11 protein-coding genes and 1 tRNA gene are annotated in these 16,147 nt (G+C 69.9%); 4 read left to right on the forward strand and 8 right to left on the reverse strand.

The genetic code is table 11. The features are described from left to right. Complete coding sequence (locus tag ABT254_RS09545) at positions 1-606, forward strand: DJ-1/PfpI family protein (protein ID WP_351466086.1); 606 nt, start codon at positions 1-3, stop codon at positions 604-606. Between the two features lie 40 nt (positions 607-646). Here ABT254_RS09545 and ABT254_RS09550 read toward each other — a convergent pair whose 3' ends face one another. The 4 genes from ABT254_RS09550 to ABT254_RS09565 form a co-directional block, all read right to left on the reverse strand. Continuing rightward, a complete protein-coding gene (locus ABT254_RS09550) occupies positions 647-2,008 on the reverse strand; it encodes a helix-turn-helix domain-containing protein (protein ID WP_351466089.1) in 1,362 nt (453 codons plus the stop codon). Between the two features lie 468 nt (positions 2,009-2,476). After that, positions 2,477-4,573, reverse strand: coding sequence for a dipeptide ABC transporter ATP-binding protein (locus ABT254_RS09555; RefSeq protein WP_351466092.1), 2,097 nt, complete (start codon positions 4,571-4,573; stop codon positions 2,477-2,479). Further along, the gene (locus tag ABT254_RS09560) at positions 4,570-5,445 is read right to left on the reverse strand and encodes an ABC transporter permease (RefSeq protein ID WP_351466095.1); all 876 of its coding nucleotides are present in this window, start codon (positions 5,443-5,445) and stop codon (positions 4,570-4,572) included. The genes ABT254_RS09555 and ABT254_RS09560 overlap by 4 nt, the downstream gene beginning before the upstream one ends. Further along, entirely contained in the window at positions 5,442-6,425 is a 984-nt protein-coding gene (locus ABT254_RS09565) for an ABC transporter permease (protein WP_351466098.1), read from the reverse strand. Before ABT254_RS09565 ends, ABT254_RS09560 begins: the two co-directional genes overlap by 4 nt. A gap of 174 nt (positions 6,426-6,599) precedes the next feature. Here ABT254_RS09565 and ABT254_RS09570 point away from each other — a divergent pair, with 174 nt between their 5' ends. Further along, the gene (locus ABT254_RS09570; protein WP_351466101.1) at positions 6,600-8,312 is read left to right on the forward strand and encodes an ABC transporter family substrate-binding protein; all 1,713 of its coding nucleotides are present in this window, start codon (positions 6,600-6,602) and stop codon (positions 8,310-8,312) included. On the opposite strand, the gene ABT254_RS09575 is transcribed toward ABT254_RS09570, so the two are convergent. From ABT254_RS09575 to ABT254_RS09590, 4 genes are all read right to left on the reverse strand, one after another. Next, positions 8,255-9,469, reverse strand: a complete 1,215-nt coding sequence (locus ABT254_RS09575) for an IS701 family transposase (RefSeq protein ID WP_450751164.1) — start codon at positions 9,467-9,469, stop codon at positions 8,255-8,257. The two genes, ABT254_RS09570 and ABT254_RS09575, sit on opposite strands and share 58 nt — an antisense overlap. Before the next feature lie 66 nt (positions 9,470-9,535). Continuing rightward, on the reverse strand, positions 9,536-11,683 hold the full coding sequence (locus ABT254_RS09580; protein ID WP_351466106.1) for an AGE family epimerase/isomerase: 2,148 nt from the start codon (positions 11,681-11,683) through the stop codon (positions 9,536-9,538). Positions 11,684-11,687: 4 nt separating this feature from the next. Beyond that, complete coding sequence (gene glgX / locus ABT254_RS09585; RefSeq protein ID WP_351466109.1) at positions 11,688-13,823, reverse strand: glycogen debranching protein GlgX; 2,136 nt, start codon at positions 13,821-13,823, stop codon at positions 11,688-11,690. Between the two features lie 263 nt (positions 13,824-14,086). Next, positions 14,087-14,174, reverse strand: a tRNA-Leu gene (locus tag ABT254_RS09590). 187 nt (positions 14,175-14,361) lie between these two features. Here ABT254_RS09590 and ABT254_RS09595 point away from each other — a divergent pair. Together ABT254_RS09595 and chpH are read left to right on the forward strand one after the other, a co-directional pair. Next, positions 14,362-15,687: a M20/M25/M40 family metallo-hydrolase gene (locus ABT254_RS09595; RefSeq protein ID WP_351466112.1), complete on the forward strand. Its 1,326-nt coding sequence runs from the start codon at positions 14,362-14,364 to the stop codon at positions 15,685-15,687. 138 nt (positions 15,688-15,825) lie between these two features. Continuing rightward, positions 15,826-16,059 (forward strand): chaplin ChpH, encoded by a 234-nt coding sequence (gene chpH, locus ABT254_RS09600; RefSeq protein WP_030947654.1) that lies wholly within the window; start codon positions 15,826-15,828, stop codon positions 16,057-16,059. The last annotated feature ends 88 nt before the right edge of the window (positions 16,060-16,147 follow it).

Below are 16,147 nucleotides of genomic sequence, written 5' to 3' on the forward strand. Positions count from 1 at the left end.
GTGCGACTGACGGGTCACAAGATCGCCGTACTGATGGAGAGCGACTTCTACGAACCCGAGATCCTCTACTACGCGCGCCGCTTCCCCGAGGAGGGCGCCGAGGTCCACTTCCTGTCCCGGCTGTGGGGCGAGAAGGAGATGACCTTCCAGGGACACGAGCACCGGATGCCGTTCACGGTCGGCGAATCCTTCGAGGACGTCGACGAGTTCGCCCTGAAGGAGTTCAGCGCCGTCATCGTCCCCTCCGGCATGGTCGCCGACCGGCTGCGCTACACCGAGGACCCGGACCGGCTCCCGCCCGCCGCAACGTTTCTGCGCCGCGCGTTCGCCGACCCCGCCATCCTCAAGGGGGTCATCTGCCACGGCATGTGGCTCGCGGCCCCGGTGCCGGGACTGGTGCGCGGCCGGCGGGCCGTGGTCCACAACAACCTGCTGGGCGATCTGCGCAACATGGGCGGCAGCTACGTCGACCAGGACGTCGTCGTCGACGACGATCTCGTCACCGCCCGCACCGGCGAGCACTGCCATCTCTTCGCCCGCACCATCATCGACCTGCTCGCCGCACACGGGACGAGAAGCACCGGTACCGGTTTGTGGGCGCGGTGAGCTGATGAACACTCACGGGGGAACGCGTCGAGCAGGCCGGTCAGCTCTGGTGCTGCTGCTGGCCGGTCAGGGCCTGCGCGGGATCGTAGGTCGTGGGCATCCCGGAGGCCTGCAGCGCCTGGTCATAGGCCTCCAGAGCCTCCTTCGCGCGGCCCTGGCGCTTCCACACGTCACCGAGGTGGCGCCATTCCTGCGCGGTCTCGTACGACGCGGCGAAATGCCTCAGCTGGCGGGTCGCCGCGTGCAGGCCCTGCAGGCCCTCCTCCGTCTCCCCGCGCAGCAGATGGATCTCGGCGATCCTGACGCGTGCCCCGACCGCCTCGACGCGCGGACCCGAACTGAGCAGTCCGAGGGCGCGCCGGGCATGGGAGACGGCCTCGTCCCACCTGCCGAGCTGGGTGTTCGCGTCGATCAGGCAGATCTCGCACCTGGCCTGCTCCACGGCGGTGCCGAGCTCCGCGAGCGTCTGACCCGCGTCCTGAAGCAGTTCCAGTGCACGGGTGGGGTCGGGCACCTCGGACTGCAGTTCCAGCCAGGCGACCGTCATCTTGAGCATCGCCACATGCCGCAGGTTGTCGTCGTCGGCCATCATCGCCAGGGCCCGCTCGGTCAGCGCGAGCGCCTCGGGCAGCTGCCGGCGGGAGAGGGCCACCAACCCGGCGTTCCAGTACACCGCGCCGCGGCCCGCGCGTCCGCCGTGCTCCTCCGCCACCGGAACGAGCTTCTGGGCGAGCAGGTGGGCGCGGGTGATGTCGCCGCGCATGAGGTACGACCCGATGAGCGTCGCACCGACCTGGATGTGGTCCACGGTGACGTCCAGGCCGAGCGCGTCGAGCCTGGCCATGGCCCGCTCACCGATCTCGATGCCGAGGGTGATGTCGCCCATGTTGCGGTAGCAGCGGCTGAGGGCGACCTGGACGCGGCACCACTCGTCGGAGCCGGCCGCCAGAGACGGGTCCTTGCCGAGTTCCTCGAGCACCGGGATGGCGGCCTCGATCCGGTCCAGCTTCTCCAGCGAGGTCGCCTGGCCGATGCGCGCGCGCAGCCGCATGTGCGGGTCCAGCAGGGCGGGTTTGGCGAGGAGTTCACCGAAGGCCTGGAGGGCCTCGCCGTTGTCGCCGTTGCGCAGCGCCATTTCGGCGAAAGAGAGCTTCAGCCTGGTGTCTTCCAGGGCGTGGTCGTCGCGACCGGTGCGCAGATGGTCCGGCGAGCACCCCAGTTTCCCGGCGAGAGCGGACAGCACCGCATCCGAGGGAGCCCTTTTCCCTGATTCGATGAGCGAGATGTAGCTCGCCGAGATATCCGAGGAGGCCAGGTCCTGCTGCTTCAGCCCGAGTTTGACGCGGAGGGTCCGGATACGCCTGCCCACCTCGACCGGAGATGCGCTTTCCGTTTGATCCATTTGGCTTCCCAGGGGTGCGCACATGACTTGAGATGTCATAGATCACAATACCAGCATGACTGGGCCACGCCAATGGGCTTGACCGGGCTGTGGCCTGGAGCGGCCGAAAACGCCCTGCTCCACTTGTGGTTGCCACGTGTGTGAACAGGAGACGGAAATTCCGATTCCAATAATTCTCAATACAGCTTTTATTTTCCCGGAACGCACTTGACTGACGAAGTAATGTTCGATTGACTCTCATCGTAAATAAAAACCTCTAGGGGGAATGGAGAAAAGGAGTGATTCACAAACTCGCCGCAATACTTGTGGCTGTGCTGTTCGTCGCCGGACTGGTCGGCGGCGGAACCTTCCTCGCAGAAGGAGGGGCATCCGTGCAGACGGTCCAGCCCGCGAAGCAGAACGGCCCGGCGGGCGGCGGCTGCTGCTGAACCGGCCGGCGCACCTCGGCCGGCTGCCGTAAAGGGAGCCCTACCCGGATACGCCCCGAGGGTCCGTGAGCGGAAAATGACAGGCGACCGAACGGCCACCCCCCACAGCCTGTTTCAGGGTCGCCGGGATTTCCCGTTCACACCTGCGCTGTTCCTCCCGTCGAAGTGAAGCGAACACGGGGCAGCGTGTCCGGAACCGGCATCCCGTCACGTACGCGCCGACCGCCGGCGGATCGCCCCGAAGGGCCACGGCCGTACGTGTCCGCTGCAGCGCGGGATCAGGCACCGACACCGCGTCGAGCAGCGCCCTGGTGTACGGGTGGGCAGGCCACTCGAACACCTCCTGGACCTCGCCGGTCTCGACGACGCGACCGGCATGCATGACCGCGACCCGGTCGGCCATCTGTCGCACCACGGCCAGGTCGTGCGAGACGAACAGACAGGACGGGCCGGGATCCTCCCTCAGCCTGCGCAGCAGATCGAGGATCCCCGCCCCCACGGACACGTCGAGCGCCGACAGCGGCTCGTCCAGCAGCAGCAGTTCCGGCCGGGCGGCCAGCGCCCGGGCGAGGGCGATGCGTTGCCGCTGTCCACCGGAGAACCGGTGGGGGCAGGCGGACGCGTCCTGCGGGCCGAGCCCGACGAGCCGCAGCACCTCCGCCACCCGCGCGGCGACCCGGTCGGCCGGCATCCGCTGCACCCACAGCGGCTCGGCGACGATGTCGCCCACCGGCATCCGCGGATCCAGGCTCGACATCGGATCCTGGGGCACGATCTGCACCGCGCTCCGCAGCCGCCGAGCCGCCTCGCGCGACAACGACGAGGTGTCCTGCCCGAGGATCTCGATCGTCCCGCTCTGCGGGACCGCCAGGGAGACCACTTCGAGCAGCGTGCTGGACTTCCCGGCCCCGGACTCTCCCACGAGCCCCAGGGTCTCCCCCCGGCGCACCTCGAGATCGACCGACTCCACGGCGCGCACCACGCGTTCGTCCGCCGTCCGCCGCCGCCACGGGCTCGACGGCTTCCACATGCCGAAGCCGCCGGGCGCGGGATAGGACTTGGCGAGCCCGGTGATCCTCAGAACCGGCTCGGGCTGTGGTCCTCCGGCGGGCGGCCTGCGGAACATCGACGGCGGAAACAGCTCGGCGGAGCTGCGCTTCACCGTCTCGTCGCCCCGATGGCAGGCGGCCAGATGCCCGTCGTCTCCCATGAGTTCGGGTATCCGCTCCCGGCACCTCTGCTCGGCGAGCGGACACCGCGGGGCGAAGGCACACCCCCGCCCGCCGCCACCCGCGACCGGTGGCTCACCCGGCACGGGGGTGGGCGGTGTCTCCCCGTCGAGCCGCGGCACGGACCCGATCAGCCCCTTGGTGTACGGCATCCGCGGGCGCGCGAAGAGCGCGTCGACGCCGGCGCTCTCGACGATCCGCCCGGCGTACATCACCGCGACCCGGTCCGCCGTCCCCGCCACCACCCCCAGGTCGTGGCTGACCAGCAGGAGCGCCGCGCCCGTGGCCCGCCGTGCCGTGGTCAGTGCCTCGAGCACCTGGGCCCGCACGGTGACGTCCAGGGCGCTGGTGGGCTCGTCGGCCACGATCACCTCGGGGTGGCCCGCCATCGCCATGGCGATCATGGCCCGCTGCCGCATCCCGCCCGACAACTGGTGCGGGTAGGAGCGGGCGGCCCGGTCCGGCTCCGGCACCCCGACCGCGTCCAGGAGCTCGGTCGCCGCCCGCAGCGCCGACTCCCGCCCCGGACGCGGGCGTTGATGGATCTGCAGCACCTCACCGATCTGGTCCCCCACCCGCTGCACCGGAGTGAACGCGCTCAGCGCGTCCTGGAACACCATGGCGATGTGCCGCCCCCGCACCCGGGCGAGCTCACGCACCGGCAGCCCGACCAGCTCCCGCCCGAGCAGCCGCACCGAACCGCCCATCTCCACCCCGGGCGGGCACAGACCGAGCAGCGCCAGCGCGGTGAGGCTCTTTCCCGCCCCCGACTCGCCGACCAGTCCGAGGACCTCCCCCCGGCGCAACCGGAGATCGACACTGTGCACCAACGGCACCCCGGCCGCCCGACGGCCCCCCGTCCGCCCGAGCCGCAGCCCCCGCACGTCGAGCACCACCTCGTCCGTCACACCCGGCTCCCCGCTTCCCCGGCCACCGCCTCCGCCTCCGGATCCAGCGCGTCCCGCAATGCATCCCCGATGAGGTGGAACGCCAGCACGAGCAGCACCAGCAGCCCCGCCGGGAAGTAGAACATCCACGGATACGCCGTGGGGACATCCGCGGCATCGGCGATCAGGGTGCCGAGGGACACGTCGGGCGGCTGCACCCCGAAGCCGAAGTACGACAGTCCGGTCTCGCTGATGACGGCCCCGGCCACCGCCACCGTCGCGTCCGTGACGAGGAAGGACGCCATGTGGGGGAGGATGTGCCGCCGGACGACCGTGACCGCGCCGACCCCCATGTACCGGGCCACCAGCACGAACTGACGCCCCATCAGGGAGCGGGTCATGGCCCGCACCGCCCGCGCCGTGACCATCCAGCCGAACGCGGCGATCAGCCCGACGTAGGCGAGCCAGCCGACAGGACGCAGCCGCGGCGCCACCACCACCAGGACCAGGAGCGCCGGCACCACCAGCATCAGATCCACGAGAAGCATCAGCGCCCGGTCCGCCCAGCCCCCGAAGTACCCCGCGCACACCCCCACCACCGCCGCGAGCCCGGTCGAGAAGCCCGCCGCCAGCGCCCCGATGAGCAGCGACTTCTGCAACCCCCGGGCGCACTGCGCGTAGACGTCCTGGCCGATCCGGTTGGTGCCGAGCCAGTGCCGGGCGTCCGGCGGCCGGTGCAGCGCCGAGTAGTCGATGTCGGCGTAACCCCACCCGGACAGATGCGGTCCGGCGAAGGCGAACAGGAACAGACCGAGCAGCAGCGCACCGCCCGCCACCGCGCCCGGTGAGCGGACCAGCCGCCGCCGTATCCGCGCCCCCCGCGCGGATCTCACGCGTACCGCACCCGTGGATCGAGCGCGCTGTGCAGCAGATCCGCGACCAGTCCGGCCAGCAGGACGAGCGCGGCGCTGAACACCTCCACCGCCATGGCCGCGTTCACATCGCCCCGCTGCACGGACTCGATGAACCAACTGCCCATGCCGTGCCGGCCGTAGATCTTCTCCGTGAACACGGCGCCCGTGAACAGCGTCAGGAATCCGAAGGAGAAGAACGCCGTCAGCGGAATCAGCGAGGTCCGCAGGCCGTGCCGGAGCAGTGCGCGCCCGGGGGTGAGCCCCTTGGCCTGGGCGGTGCGCAGATGGTCCGAGGCGAGGACGTCCAGCGTGGCCCCCCGCTGATAACGGCTGTACGCGGCGATCGCCCCCAGGGCGACCGAGATCGTCGGCAGGACCAAGTGCACTGCCACGTCCTGGAGTCGGGTCACCGGGCCGCCCTCCAGACCGGGCGTGCGCTCGCCGGTGTACCGGATCACCGTACGGCCCGCCGCGTCATTGACCGTCAGCGCACCCGCCTGCAGCAGCAGTCCCAGCACGAACGGCGGCACCGACAGCACCGCGAAGGAGAACAGCGTCAGCGCCCGGTCGGGCAGCCGGCCCCGTCGCACCGCCGCCCACACCCCCGCGAGCACCCCCAGCGCCGTGCCCACGACCGTCCCGACGATCAGCAGCCGCGCGGTGACCCCCACTCGCCGGCCGAACTCGGCGTCCACCGGCGTGCCGTCGAGCGTGCGGCCGAGATCCCCGTGCAGGGCCCGCCACGCCCAGTGGCCGAAACGCTCGGTCACCGGAGTGCCGCCGTCGAGCCCGATTTCGGCGAGCCGCGCATCGACCACGGCGGCCGGCGGCCGGGGCGTCCGGTCCTCGAAGTAGGACCGCGGATCGAGCGCCGCGGAGGAAATCAAATAGCAGAGAAAGGTTGAAGCGAGAAGCAATACGAGGCAGTTTGTCAGACGTTTTGCCAACAATACGAGCATCGGGCGTCGGACTCCTCGGCAACCCGTCGGCTTCATGTGCTTGACATGGGCCAATGTTAAGCTCACGGACGCCCTTTGAAGACGTGTTCGCGCTTTCTTACGGCAGACTGCTCGCTGAAGCGCCCGCCGTGTCAGCGGCAGGTGTTGCGGTCACACGGGGGAGAGGGCATCGCAATGACGGGGTTCCTGATACGCGGCAGAAGGTTGTGGCCCGCGCTGGTCTGGATCACCCTCTGCGCCGTGCTGGGCGGCTGCACCGGGGCACACGGCCGTGCCGCCCCCGGCAACAGCAGCTCCAGCGCGGCGGTTCCGGCCTACGGCCGCACCGACGTCAACCCCCGCCCGCGCAGCGAACTCCGCCAGGGCGGCACCCTGACGCTGCCGATCTACCAGTGGCTGACGCAGTTCAACTACTACCAGGCGGACGGCACCCTGGACGACGTCTTCACGGTCGCCGGCATGCTGGAGCCGCGCCTGTTCACCCGCGACGCCGAAGGCGCTCCCCGGCCCGCGCCCGCCTATCTGCGCTCCGCCTCCGTCACCTCCACCACCCCTCAGACGGTCACCTACCGCCTCAACCCCGAGGCGAGGTGGTCCGACGGAAAGCCGCTCGGCTGGCGGGACTTCGCGGCCCAGTGGCGTGCGCTGGGCAGGGGCGACGCGCGCTACCGGATCGCCGACCCGAGTGGCTACGAGGACATCGCCTCGGTACGTCAGGGGGCGGACGCGCACGAGGTGAAGGTCACCTTCAGGCGGCCGTTCGCCGACTGGCAGCGGCTGTTCACGCCGCTGTACCCGGCCGCCGGCTTCGGCAACCCGGCGGACTTCAACACCGGTTGGCAGGGGAAGGCGCCGATCACCGCGGGAGCCTTCAGGATCGGTTCGCTGGACGACACCGGCCAGACCCTGACCCTCGTACCCGACCCCGCCTGGTGGGGGACCCGCCCCCGCCTCGACCGGGTCGTCTTCCGCACCCTCGACCCCACGACCGCCGTCCAGGCCTTCCTCAACGGCGAGATCGACGCCGTCAACGCCGCCTCCGCCGACCTCTACGACCGGCTCAAGAACGCCGACGACACCGACATCCGCACCGGCTCCGCCTGGGACGACGTACAGGTCGCGCTGAACGGCGCCGCGGGCCCCCTCGCGGACGCCCAGGTGCGCAGGGCCGTGCTGCGGGCCATCGACCGCCATGCCCTCGCCGAGGTGGCGGGCACCGGTCTGCCGGTCGGGGTGCCCCTGCTCGGCAACCACTTCTTCATGACCAACCAGCCCGGATACGCGGACAATTCCGCTTCGCTCGGCACCTACGACCTGAAGGCCGCCGAGCGAATTCTGGACCGGCGCGGATGGCACCGCACCGGCGGCAGCGGCACCCGCAGCAAGAACGGGCAGGAGTTGCGCCTGCGTTTCGTACTCAGTCAGTCCACCAACCGCCTTGGTCTCGACCTCTCCCAGCTGATCCAGCAGATGCTCCAGCGCGCCGGAATTTCGGTGGAGATCCAGAAAGTCCCGGCCGACGACTACCTGTCGAAGTATCTGAACCGCGGGAATTTCGATCTGGCGATCTTCCGATTCACCGGACTGACCTATCCCAGCACCCTGTACCCCGTCTACCGGCGGCCGAGCGGCGGCCAGTTCTACGAGAACTACGGCAGGATTTCCAGCCCCGAGATCGATTCCCTGCTCGGCCGCGCCGTGCACACCCTGGACGCAGGACGCCGCGACCAGCTCTACAACCAGGCCGACCGCCTGATCTGGCAGCTGGGCCACGACGTCCTGCTCTACCAGCGCCCGCAGGTGCTCGCGGTCAGGAAGGGCCTCGCCAACTACGGTGTGCCCGGCCTCGGCGACATCGACTTCACCGCCGTCGGCTGGCCGCGGTAGGGCCGGCTCAGCGTGTCGTAGCCCATCGCCACCGAGGCGAGCGTGACGTGATGGTGCCAGCCGCGGAAGGAGCGGCCCTCGAAGTCGGCGAGCCCGAAGTCCTGCTGGAGCCGGCCGAGGCTCTCGCCCGACAGCGTCCGCAGCTGCGCCAGCGGCAGCACGTCCGACAGCCTGCGCCCGGGCAGATTGGTCAGCCAGTACGTACGCGGGGTGGGCCGGCCGTACGGCCAGTCGGTGACCAGATGCCTCGGCCGCTGCGGCGGCTGCGCCCCCGCGGACCGGGCGCCCGCACCCCCGCCGTGGGGCGCCTCGGTCAGCAGCAGGGCCGGTGCGGACAGGACCTGGGACTGTCGCATCCGGGCCGTCGTCCGGTCCTGCCAGGCGATCGGCATCCGCTTGCGGTGCTGGACGGCGTGCACGGCGAGCTCCGTCAACGTCCCGCTGCCGTACGGGGATCCGGCGCACGGCCTGGGGAGGGTGACCGCGGTGCTGGGCGAGGCCTCGACCAGATACGCAAGCCCACGCGCCTCGAGCCCGCGCAGCAGGGGCGCCACATCGGCCTCACCGCGCCAGTCCACCAGCACCGGCAGCGGCTCCAGATACCACTCCTCCAGCATCTCGTCGACGGCCTCCAGGATGTACCGCCAGCGCGGCCGGGAGCGCTCCTGAGGCGGCAGATGCGCCTGGGTGCGCAGCCGCTCGTCGCGGTCCCAGCGGGACGGCAGCATCAGCCGCCAGCTGACCGGGACGCCGCCGTGCCGGCCCACCAGCGAAGTGGCCAGCGCCAGCTGGCAGTTGACGGTGCGCTCCAGCGAGGGCGCGTACTGCCGGGCCACGCCCACCGAGCGGTCGCCGTTCTTCGCGAAGACGACCTCGTCGACGCACCAGGCCTCCGAGCGGAAGGCCCGGCTGAGCTGCCCGGCGAGCCGCCGGCGCACCGGACCGCACGGCCACGGGCTCTGGTTGACGAACTGCTGGATCTGCTGCACGGCCCGGCGGCCGAGGACCTGCTCGGAGATGCGGGCCGGGGTCTTGCGGCCGGGCACGCCGAGCAGTCCACGGACGTAGACCTCGCCCCAGCGCCGTTGGTCGGAGCGGCTCAGGGTGCCGAAGAGGTCCTGGCAGTAGGCGGAGAAGTCCACCGGCTCTACGGGCACCTCGTAGGGCGGGGCGAAGTCGGGCTCCGCGGCGAGGGTTCCGGGGGGCAGGGTGGTGGTCACGGTTCAGTCCTCCTCGCCCTCTAGCAGGAAGGCGTCTGTGGCCATCAGGGCTTCGCGGACCTCGGGCAGGACCGCACCGACGACGACGAAGTCGACGTCGAGTCCTGCTTTGGTGCGCTGCACGAGCAGTTCGTTGACCGCGGGCCGGCACATCTCGCTGACCTCGGACAGATGGAACTCCACCCGCCGGGGCCCCGCGGCCATCACCTCGCCGAGGACCCGGCGGAACTTGTCCAGTTCGCCCGCGTCGACCGCGCCGCCGCAGCGGACGTGCGCGGTGCCGCCGTCGAACTCGCTGCGCATCCTCAGGCGCATCTGCACGGGCTCCAGCTCCACCCGCACCCGCACCGGCCCGTCGCTCTCGGGGAGCTTCACGGTCAGCTGCTTGGCGTCGAAGTGATGGTGCTCGCGTCCGTCGACCCACACCCGGGTCAGCTCCACGGACCCCGGCGGCAACAGGTCGGGCGCCACCCGCAGTTCACGCTCCGGCAGGTCCTCGGGGCGCGGCCGGAAGTGCAGGGTGAGCGGCTCGTGGCTGATCAGCAGACCGGTGTAGGCGGCCGCCAGATAGCACAGCTCCAGCGAGTGGTAGCCGGCCATCGCGTGCGAGCCCTTGAGCCGCTCGGTGCCCACCAGATACGGGATCCCGTCGGCCAGCACATTGAAGTAGACCCCGCCGTCCTGGTGGTCCAGGAAGAAGGCGTTGTAGAAGGAGGCGGCCTCCCGCGCGAGCCGCAGCGACTCCGGGTCGTCGGCCGTCCCGGCCAGGATCAGATAGGCGAGGATCGCCTGCTCCTGCTGCCACCAGGCCTTGCGGTCGTGCCACACCATGCGGTGGATGCCGCTGTCCGCGTCCGCCCGCCGCTCCACCACGTCGTACCAGCCGCCGCGCTGCTGGTCGCTGCCGACCGGCGGCATGATCTCGGCGATCCGGCGGGCGGTCTCGGCGTACTCCTGCTTGTCGTGCAGGGCCCGGATCCGGGTCAGGTTCCAGGCGATCTTCAGGTTGTGTCCGACCACCGCCCGGTCCTGTTGCCAGCCCCAGGTGCGGTCCGGGCTCCAGTCCTCGTGGAAGCGCTCCTGGACGAACGGGCTGTCCGGCTCGTCCGGGAAGCGGGCCACGATGGTGTCCGCGGTCTCCTCCAGGAGCTCGGCGAAGTCCTCGCGGCCGGTGGCCAGATAGGCGTTGATCAGATACGCCGGGGCGTGGTCGCCGACCGAGTTCCAGTTCTTGCGCGAGCGGTTGCGGCCCAGCGCGTCGTCACAGGGGGAGAGGTTGATCGGGTCGATGTGCGAGAAGAAGCCCCCGCGCTCCTCATCACGGAAGTACCGCTGGAACAGGGCGACCGTCCGGTCGATGTCCTGAAGGATCCGCGGATCGCCGGTCACCCGGTATGTCTGGGTCGGCCCGGCCAGCGCATAGATCTGCTCGTACATCGGGATGGCGTCGAAGTCGTCCCCGAACTCCGAGGCGTACACCTTGCGCCGCCCGGTCGGTGTGATGTCCATGCCGTGGTACCAGTAGACGATCCCGTCCTGCTTGTCGTCGACGCGCATGTACTGCCGTAAGTACTCGGTCCCGCTCTCGGCCGCGTCCAGGAACCGGTCCTCGCCGGTCAGCAGATAGGCGGTCGAAAGGCCGTACACCAGCCGCGAGATGGTGTCGGTCTCCTGCCGCACGTTCGCCCCCGCGTGCTCGGGCAGGTGCGCCCCGTCGAGGGTGAGGTGGGTGCGGTAGTTGCGCCAGTCGAACTTGCCGTCGGGGAACTGGCCGCGCAGATAGAAGTCGGCGATCGCCGCGGCCTGCTGCACCCACCAGTTGGGGTGCTCGAAGACGTAGTGGCCGCGGCTCTCCTCGGGGAAGGTGATCTCCTTCGCCTCGAAGCGTGCGCCGCCCTCCCACTCGTAGAAGATCCCGTAGGCGAACAGGAAGCGTCCGGTGCCGAGCATGTCCCGGGTGCGCGAGGTGGTGTCGTGGTAGGGGTCGCCCAGGTTGCGGACGATGCGGGAGACGACGTTGCGGGCCAGGTGCACGGTGAACTCGCGGCCGTCGGAGGTGCGCAGCCCGAAACGGTGCTGGGTGGGGCTGTGGTACGTCACATATCCCGCGAGGGTGTCGGAGAAGATACGGCGGTCGGTGGTGGCACTCATCTCGTCACGTGCCCTTCTCGTCGGGTAGCGCCACAAGGAGGACGACACTGCGGCCGTGGGCGTGGAAGACGGCCCCGTCGACCGGTTCCTCCGCGCCGGCGGGCAGCAGGTCGTGCGGCCCGGAGCAGGCCGTGTCCAGGACCCGGAACCAGCGGTGGCCCTCGACGGGCGGCAGCTCGAAGTCCAGGCCCAGGTGGTACATGTTCAGGATCAGATGCAGGTCGGGGTCGCCGTCGAAGCCGCCGAGCGTGGCCGCCAGCACCCGCGCGTCCGCGTGGTCCCAGCCGGGGCACAGCAGCTTGGTGCCGTGCCAGGTGACGTCGGCCTGACCCCGTTCATTGCGGCGTTCGGTGAAGAAGCGGGCCTCACGGAAGGTCCCAAAACGCTTGCGAAGCCCGATGACCCGTTCGGTGAAGGAACGTATCTCCGTTTCCTTCTCCGCCTGGTCCCAGTCCAGCCAGGAGGTCTCGTTGTCCTGGCAGTAGGCGTTGTTGTTGCCGTGCTGGGTGTTGCGGAACTCGTCCCCGGCGAGCAGCATCGGCACGCCCCGGCTGAGCATCAGGATGGACAGGAAGTTCTTGATCTGCCGCACCCGCAGCCGCTCCACCTCCTCGGAGTCCGTCGGGCCCTCCACCCCGCAGTTCCAGCTGAAGTTCTCGTGCGCGCCGTCGGCGTCGGACTCGCCGTTGGCGTGGTTGTGCTTGTGCTGGTACGAGACCAGGTCGTTGAGCGTGAAGCCGTCGTGGCAGGTCACGAAGTTGATGCTGTTGGTGGGCAGCACCTGCTGCGGGAAGAACAGGTCGGCCGAACCCCCGAGCCGGGAGGCGATCTCCCCGACCAGGCCGGCGTCCCCGCGCACAAAACGGCGTACGTCGTCGCGGAACGGCCCGTTCCACTGCGCCCAGCGCTTCCCCGGGAACCGGCCGACCTGGTACAGCCCGCCGCCGTCCCAGGGTTCCGCGATGATCTTCGTCTCGGCGAGCACCTGCGACAGCTCGATCGCCCAGAGGGCCGGCGGTACGGCCATCTCGTAGCCCATGGGCCCGCGGGACATCTCCGAGGCCAGGTCGAAGCGGAAGCCGTCGACATGGTGCTCGGTCACCCAGTACTCCAGGCACTCCAGGATGAACTTGGTGACCATGGGGTGGTTGGCGTTGACCGCGTTCCCGCAGCCCGTGAAGTCCATGTAGCGGCTGCGGTCCTGCGGCCACAGGTGGTAGTAGGCCTCGTTGGCGAGGCCCCGGAAGCTGATCGTCGGCCCGTACTCGTTGCCCTCGCTGGTGTGGTTGAAGACCACGTCGAGGATGACCTCGATGCCCGCCCGGTGCAGCGCCTTGACCATGTCCCGGAACTCGGTGATGTGCCCGGCGAGGTGGGGCTCGGCGCAGTAGCCGGTGTGCGGGGCGAAGAAGCCGTACGGGTCGTAGCCCCAGTAGTTGCGCAGTGGTGTGCCGTCGGGGCCGGTGCGCAGGATCTGCGTCTCGTCGAAGTCGAAGACGGGCAGCAGTTCCACGGCGGTGATGCCGAGCCGCTTCAGCTCCGGGATCTTCTCCACGACCGCGGAGAAGGTGCCGGGATGGGCGGCGCGCGAGGTGGGCGAGGCGGTCAGGCCGCGGACGTGCATCTCGTAGATGACCGTGTCCGCCATCGGCGTCCGTAACGGACGGTCGCCCTCCCAGTCGTAGGCGTCGAGGTCGACGACCAGGCTGCGCATGCAGTGCTCCACGTTGTCCCCGCCGCCGATGGCGTGGGCGCGGTCCCAGCAGCTGTTGATGTTGGCCCGCGCATACGGGTCGAGGAGCACCTTGCGGTGGTTGAAGCGGGCCCCCGAGTGGTGGGTGTTGCGGGGGCCGTCGATCCGGTACGCGTACACCTGCCCCGGACCGATCCCGGCCACATGGCAGTGCCAGAAGTGAAAGCTGCGGTGCCGCTCGGGGTGCAGGCGTACGACGCGGGACGGCCGGGGCGCGTCACAGCGGTCGAACAGCAGCAGGTCGACGCGTGTCGCGTGCTCGGAGAAGAGCGAGAAGTTCACGCCGTCGGCGTCGACAGTGGCACCCAGGGGCTGCGGACGCCCCCTTGTGACTCTCGGGACGGCCTCCGGCAGGCGCTCGATCGTCAGGCTTCCCTGGGTCTTCACAGAGCTTCACCTCTTGTCACCTGGGAGTCACTGGCTCCGAACCAGTCAACAAGCCCTGTAAGGTCGAGTCAAGTAAATTGTAAATCCGGAGGGCGTAGCGGAGCCCGGCGCGCGCCGGAGCGCACCGGGGGAGCTGGGGCTTCGTCGGACCTCGGGGAATCTTGCGGAATCAGCGCGGGCACGGCGCCGGAGGACGGGTTGTGGCCACAACGGCCTGAGCGAACGACGGAGCCCCCGGCCGCTGAGCGGCCGGGGGCTCCGGCTGGTGTCCGAGGGGGGACTTGAACCCCCACGCCCGATAAAGGGCACTAGCACCTCAAGCTAGCGCGTCTGCCATTCCGCCACCCGGACAAGGTGTCTGTCGTGCGGGGTTTCCCCCGCGGCGACGAAGGAAACATTACCAGGCTTTCGCGAGGTCCCCGGTCACCCCCCGTCCCGCGTGAACGGCGTGTGACGGGCGGGGCCCGGTCTTGGGGAGGGGCCGGGCTCAGAGGGAGGATGAGGGGAACCACCAGCAGTGACAGCGGGAGGAAGCAGCGTGAGCGAGACGGACACGGCCAGGGGCGTCACCGGCGAGGACGAGGTCGTGGACCTCTGCCGCGAGCTGATCCAGATCGACACCAGCAACTACGGCGACCACTCGGGTCCGGGTGAGCGGGAGGCGGCCGAGTACGTCGCGGAGAAGCTCGCCGAGGTGGGTCTCGACTCGAAGATCTTCGAGTCGCACCCGGGCCGGGCGTCCACGGTCGCCCGGATCGAGGGCGAGGACCCGTCACGGCCCGCGCTCCTCATCCACGGCCACCTCGACGTCGTACCGGCCAACGCCGACGACTGGACCCACCACCCCTTCTCCGGCGAGGTCACCGACGGCTGCGTCTGGGGCCGCGGGGCCGTCGACATGAAGGACATGGACGCGATGACCCTGGCGGTCGTGCGCGACCGGCTGCGCAGCGGACGCCGGCCCCCGCGCGACATCGTGCTCGCCTTCCTCGCCGACGAGGAGGCGGGCGGCACGTTCGGCGCCCGGCACCTGGTCGACAAACACCCCGACCTCTTCGAGGGCGTCACCGAGGCGATCAGCGAGGTCGGCGGCTTCTCGTTCACGGTCAACGAGCAGCGGAGGCTCTATCTGATCCAGACGGCCGAGAAGGGCATGCACTGGATGAAGCTGACCGTGGCCGGCACCGCCGGGCACGGGTCGATGATCCACCGGGACAACGCCATCACCGAGCTGTCGGAGGCCGTCGCGCGGCTCGGCCGGCACAAGTTCCCGGTGCGGGTGACGAAGACCACCCGGGCCTTCCTCGACGAACTCGGCGACGCGCTCGGCACCGAGCTGGACCCGGAGGACATGGAGGGCACCCTGGCCAGGCTCGGCGGCATCGCCAAGCTCATCGGCGCGACCCTCAGCAACACCGCCAACCCCACGCAGCTGGGCGCCGGTTACAAGGTCAACGTCATCCCGGGCGAGGCCACGGCGCATGTCGACGGGCGCTTCCTGCCCGGGTTCGAGGAGGAGTTCCTCGCCGACCTGGACAAGATCCTCGGGCCCAAGGTGCGGCGCGAGGACGTGCACGCCGACAAGGCCGTCGAGACCACCTTCGACGGGGCGCTGGTGGACGCCATGCAGTCCGCGCTGGTGGCCGAGGACCCGGCCGCCAAGGCGATCCCGTACATGCTCTCCGGCGGCACGGACGCCAAGTCCTTCGACGAGCTGGGCATCCGAGGCTTCGGCTTCGCACCGCTCAAGCTGCCCCCGGAGCTGGACTTCGCCGGCATGTTCCACGGCGTCGACGAGCGGGTGCCGGTCGACGGCCTGAAGTTCGGCGTGCGCGTGCTGGACCGCTTCATCGACGCCTCGTGACCTTCGTAATCGGCCGCGCGTACGGAACGGGCCCGAGAAGGGTGAATGCGACCATCAGCTCGTAGCTCCATTACTTCCTCCTCGTTACAGGTAATGCGATCAGCAACACGAGATCGCTTTTGCCAACAAGGAGGAATAATGCTCAAGAAGGTCGTCGCTGCTGCGGCTGCCACTGGTGGTCTGGTTCTCGCGGGTGCGGGCCTGGCCGTCGCCGACGCCGGTGCCCAGGGTGCCGCGGTGCACTCCCCGGGTATCGCTTCCGGCAACGTCGTTCAGGTGCCCGTGCACGTCCCCGTGAACGTCTGCGGCAACACGATCTCCGTGATCGGGCTGCTGAACCCCGCCTTCGGCAACACCTGCATCAACAAGTGACGTCGACCCGCTGAGGGTCGTGCACGCCCGTGGGGGGGGGCGGGGCGGCCAGGGGGGCCCGGGCGCGCCGGCCGGGTGGGGCATGTAC

Source organism: Streptomyces sp. NPDC001137 (genome assembly GCF_040298885.1).
Classification (GTDB): Bacteria; Actinomycetota; Actinomycetes; order Streptomycetales; family Streptomycetaceae; genus Streptomyces.

Bases quoted from the DNA above. Each gene is read 5' to 3' on its own strand.
- ABT254_RS09570 (WP_351466101.1), top strand. From the start codon at position 6,600: ATGACGGGGTTCCTGATACGCGGCAGAAGGTTGTGGCCCGCGCTGGTC.
- ABT254_RS09580 (WP_351466106.1), bottom strand. From the start codon at position 11,683: ATGAGTGCCACCACCGACCGCCGTATCTTCTCCGACACCCTCGCGGGA.
- ABT254_RS09565 (WP_351466098.1), bottom strand. From the start codon at position 6,425: ATGCTCGTATTGTTGGCAAAACGTCTGACAAACTGCCTCGTATTGCTT.
- chpH (WP_030947654.1), top strand. From the start codon at position 15,826: ATGCTCAAGAAGGTCGTCGCTGCTGCGGCTGCCACTGGTGGTCTGGTT.
- ABT254_RS09550 (WP_351466089.1), bottom strand. From the start codon at position 2,008: ATGGATCAAACGGAAAGCGCATCTCCGGTCGAGGTGGGCAGGCGTATC.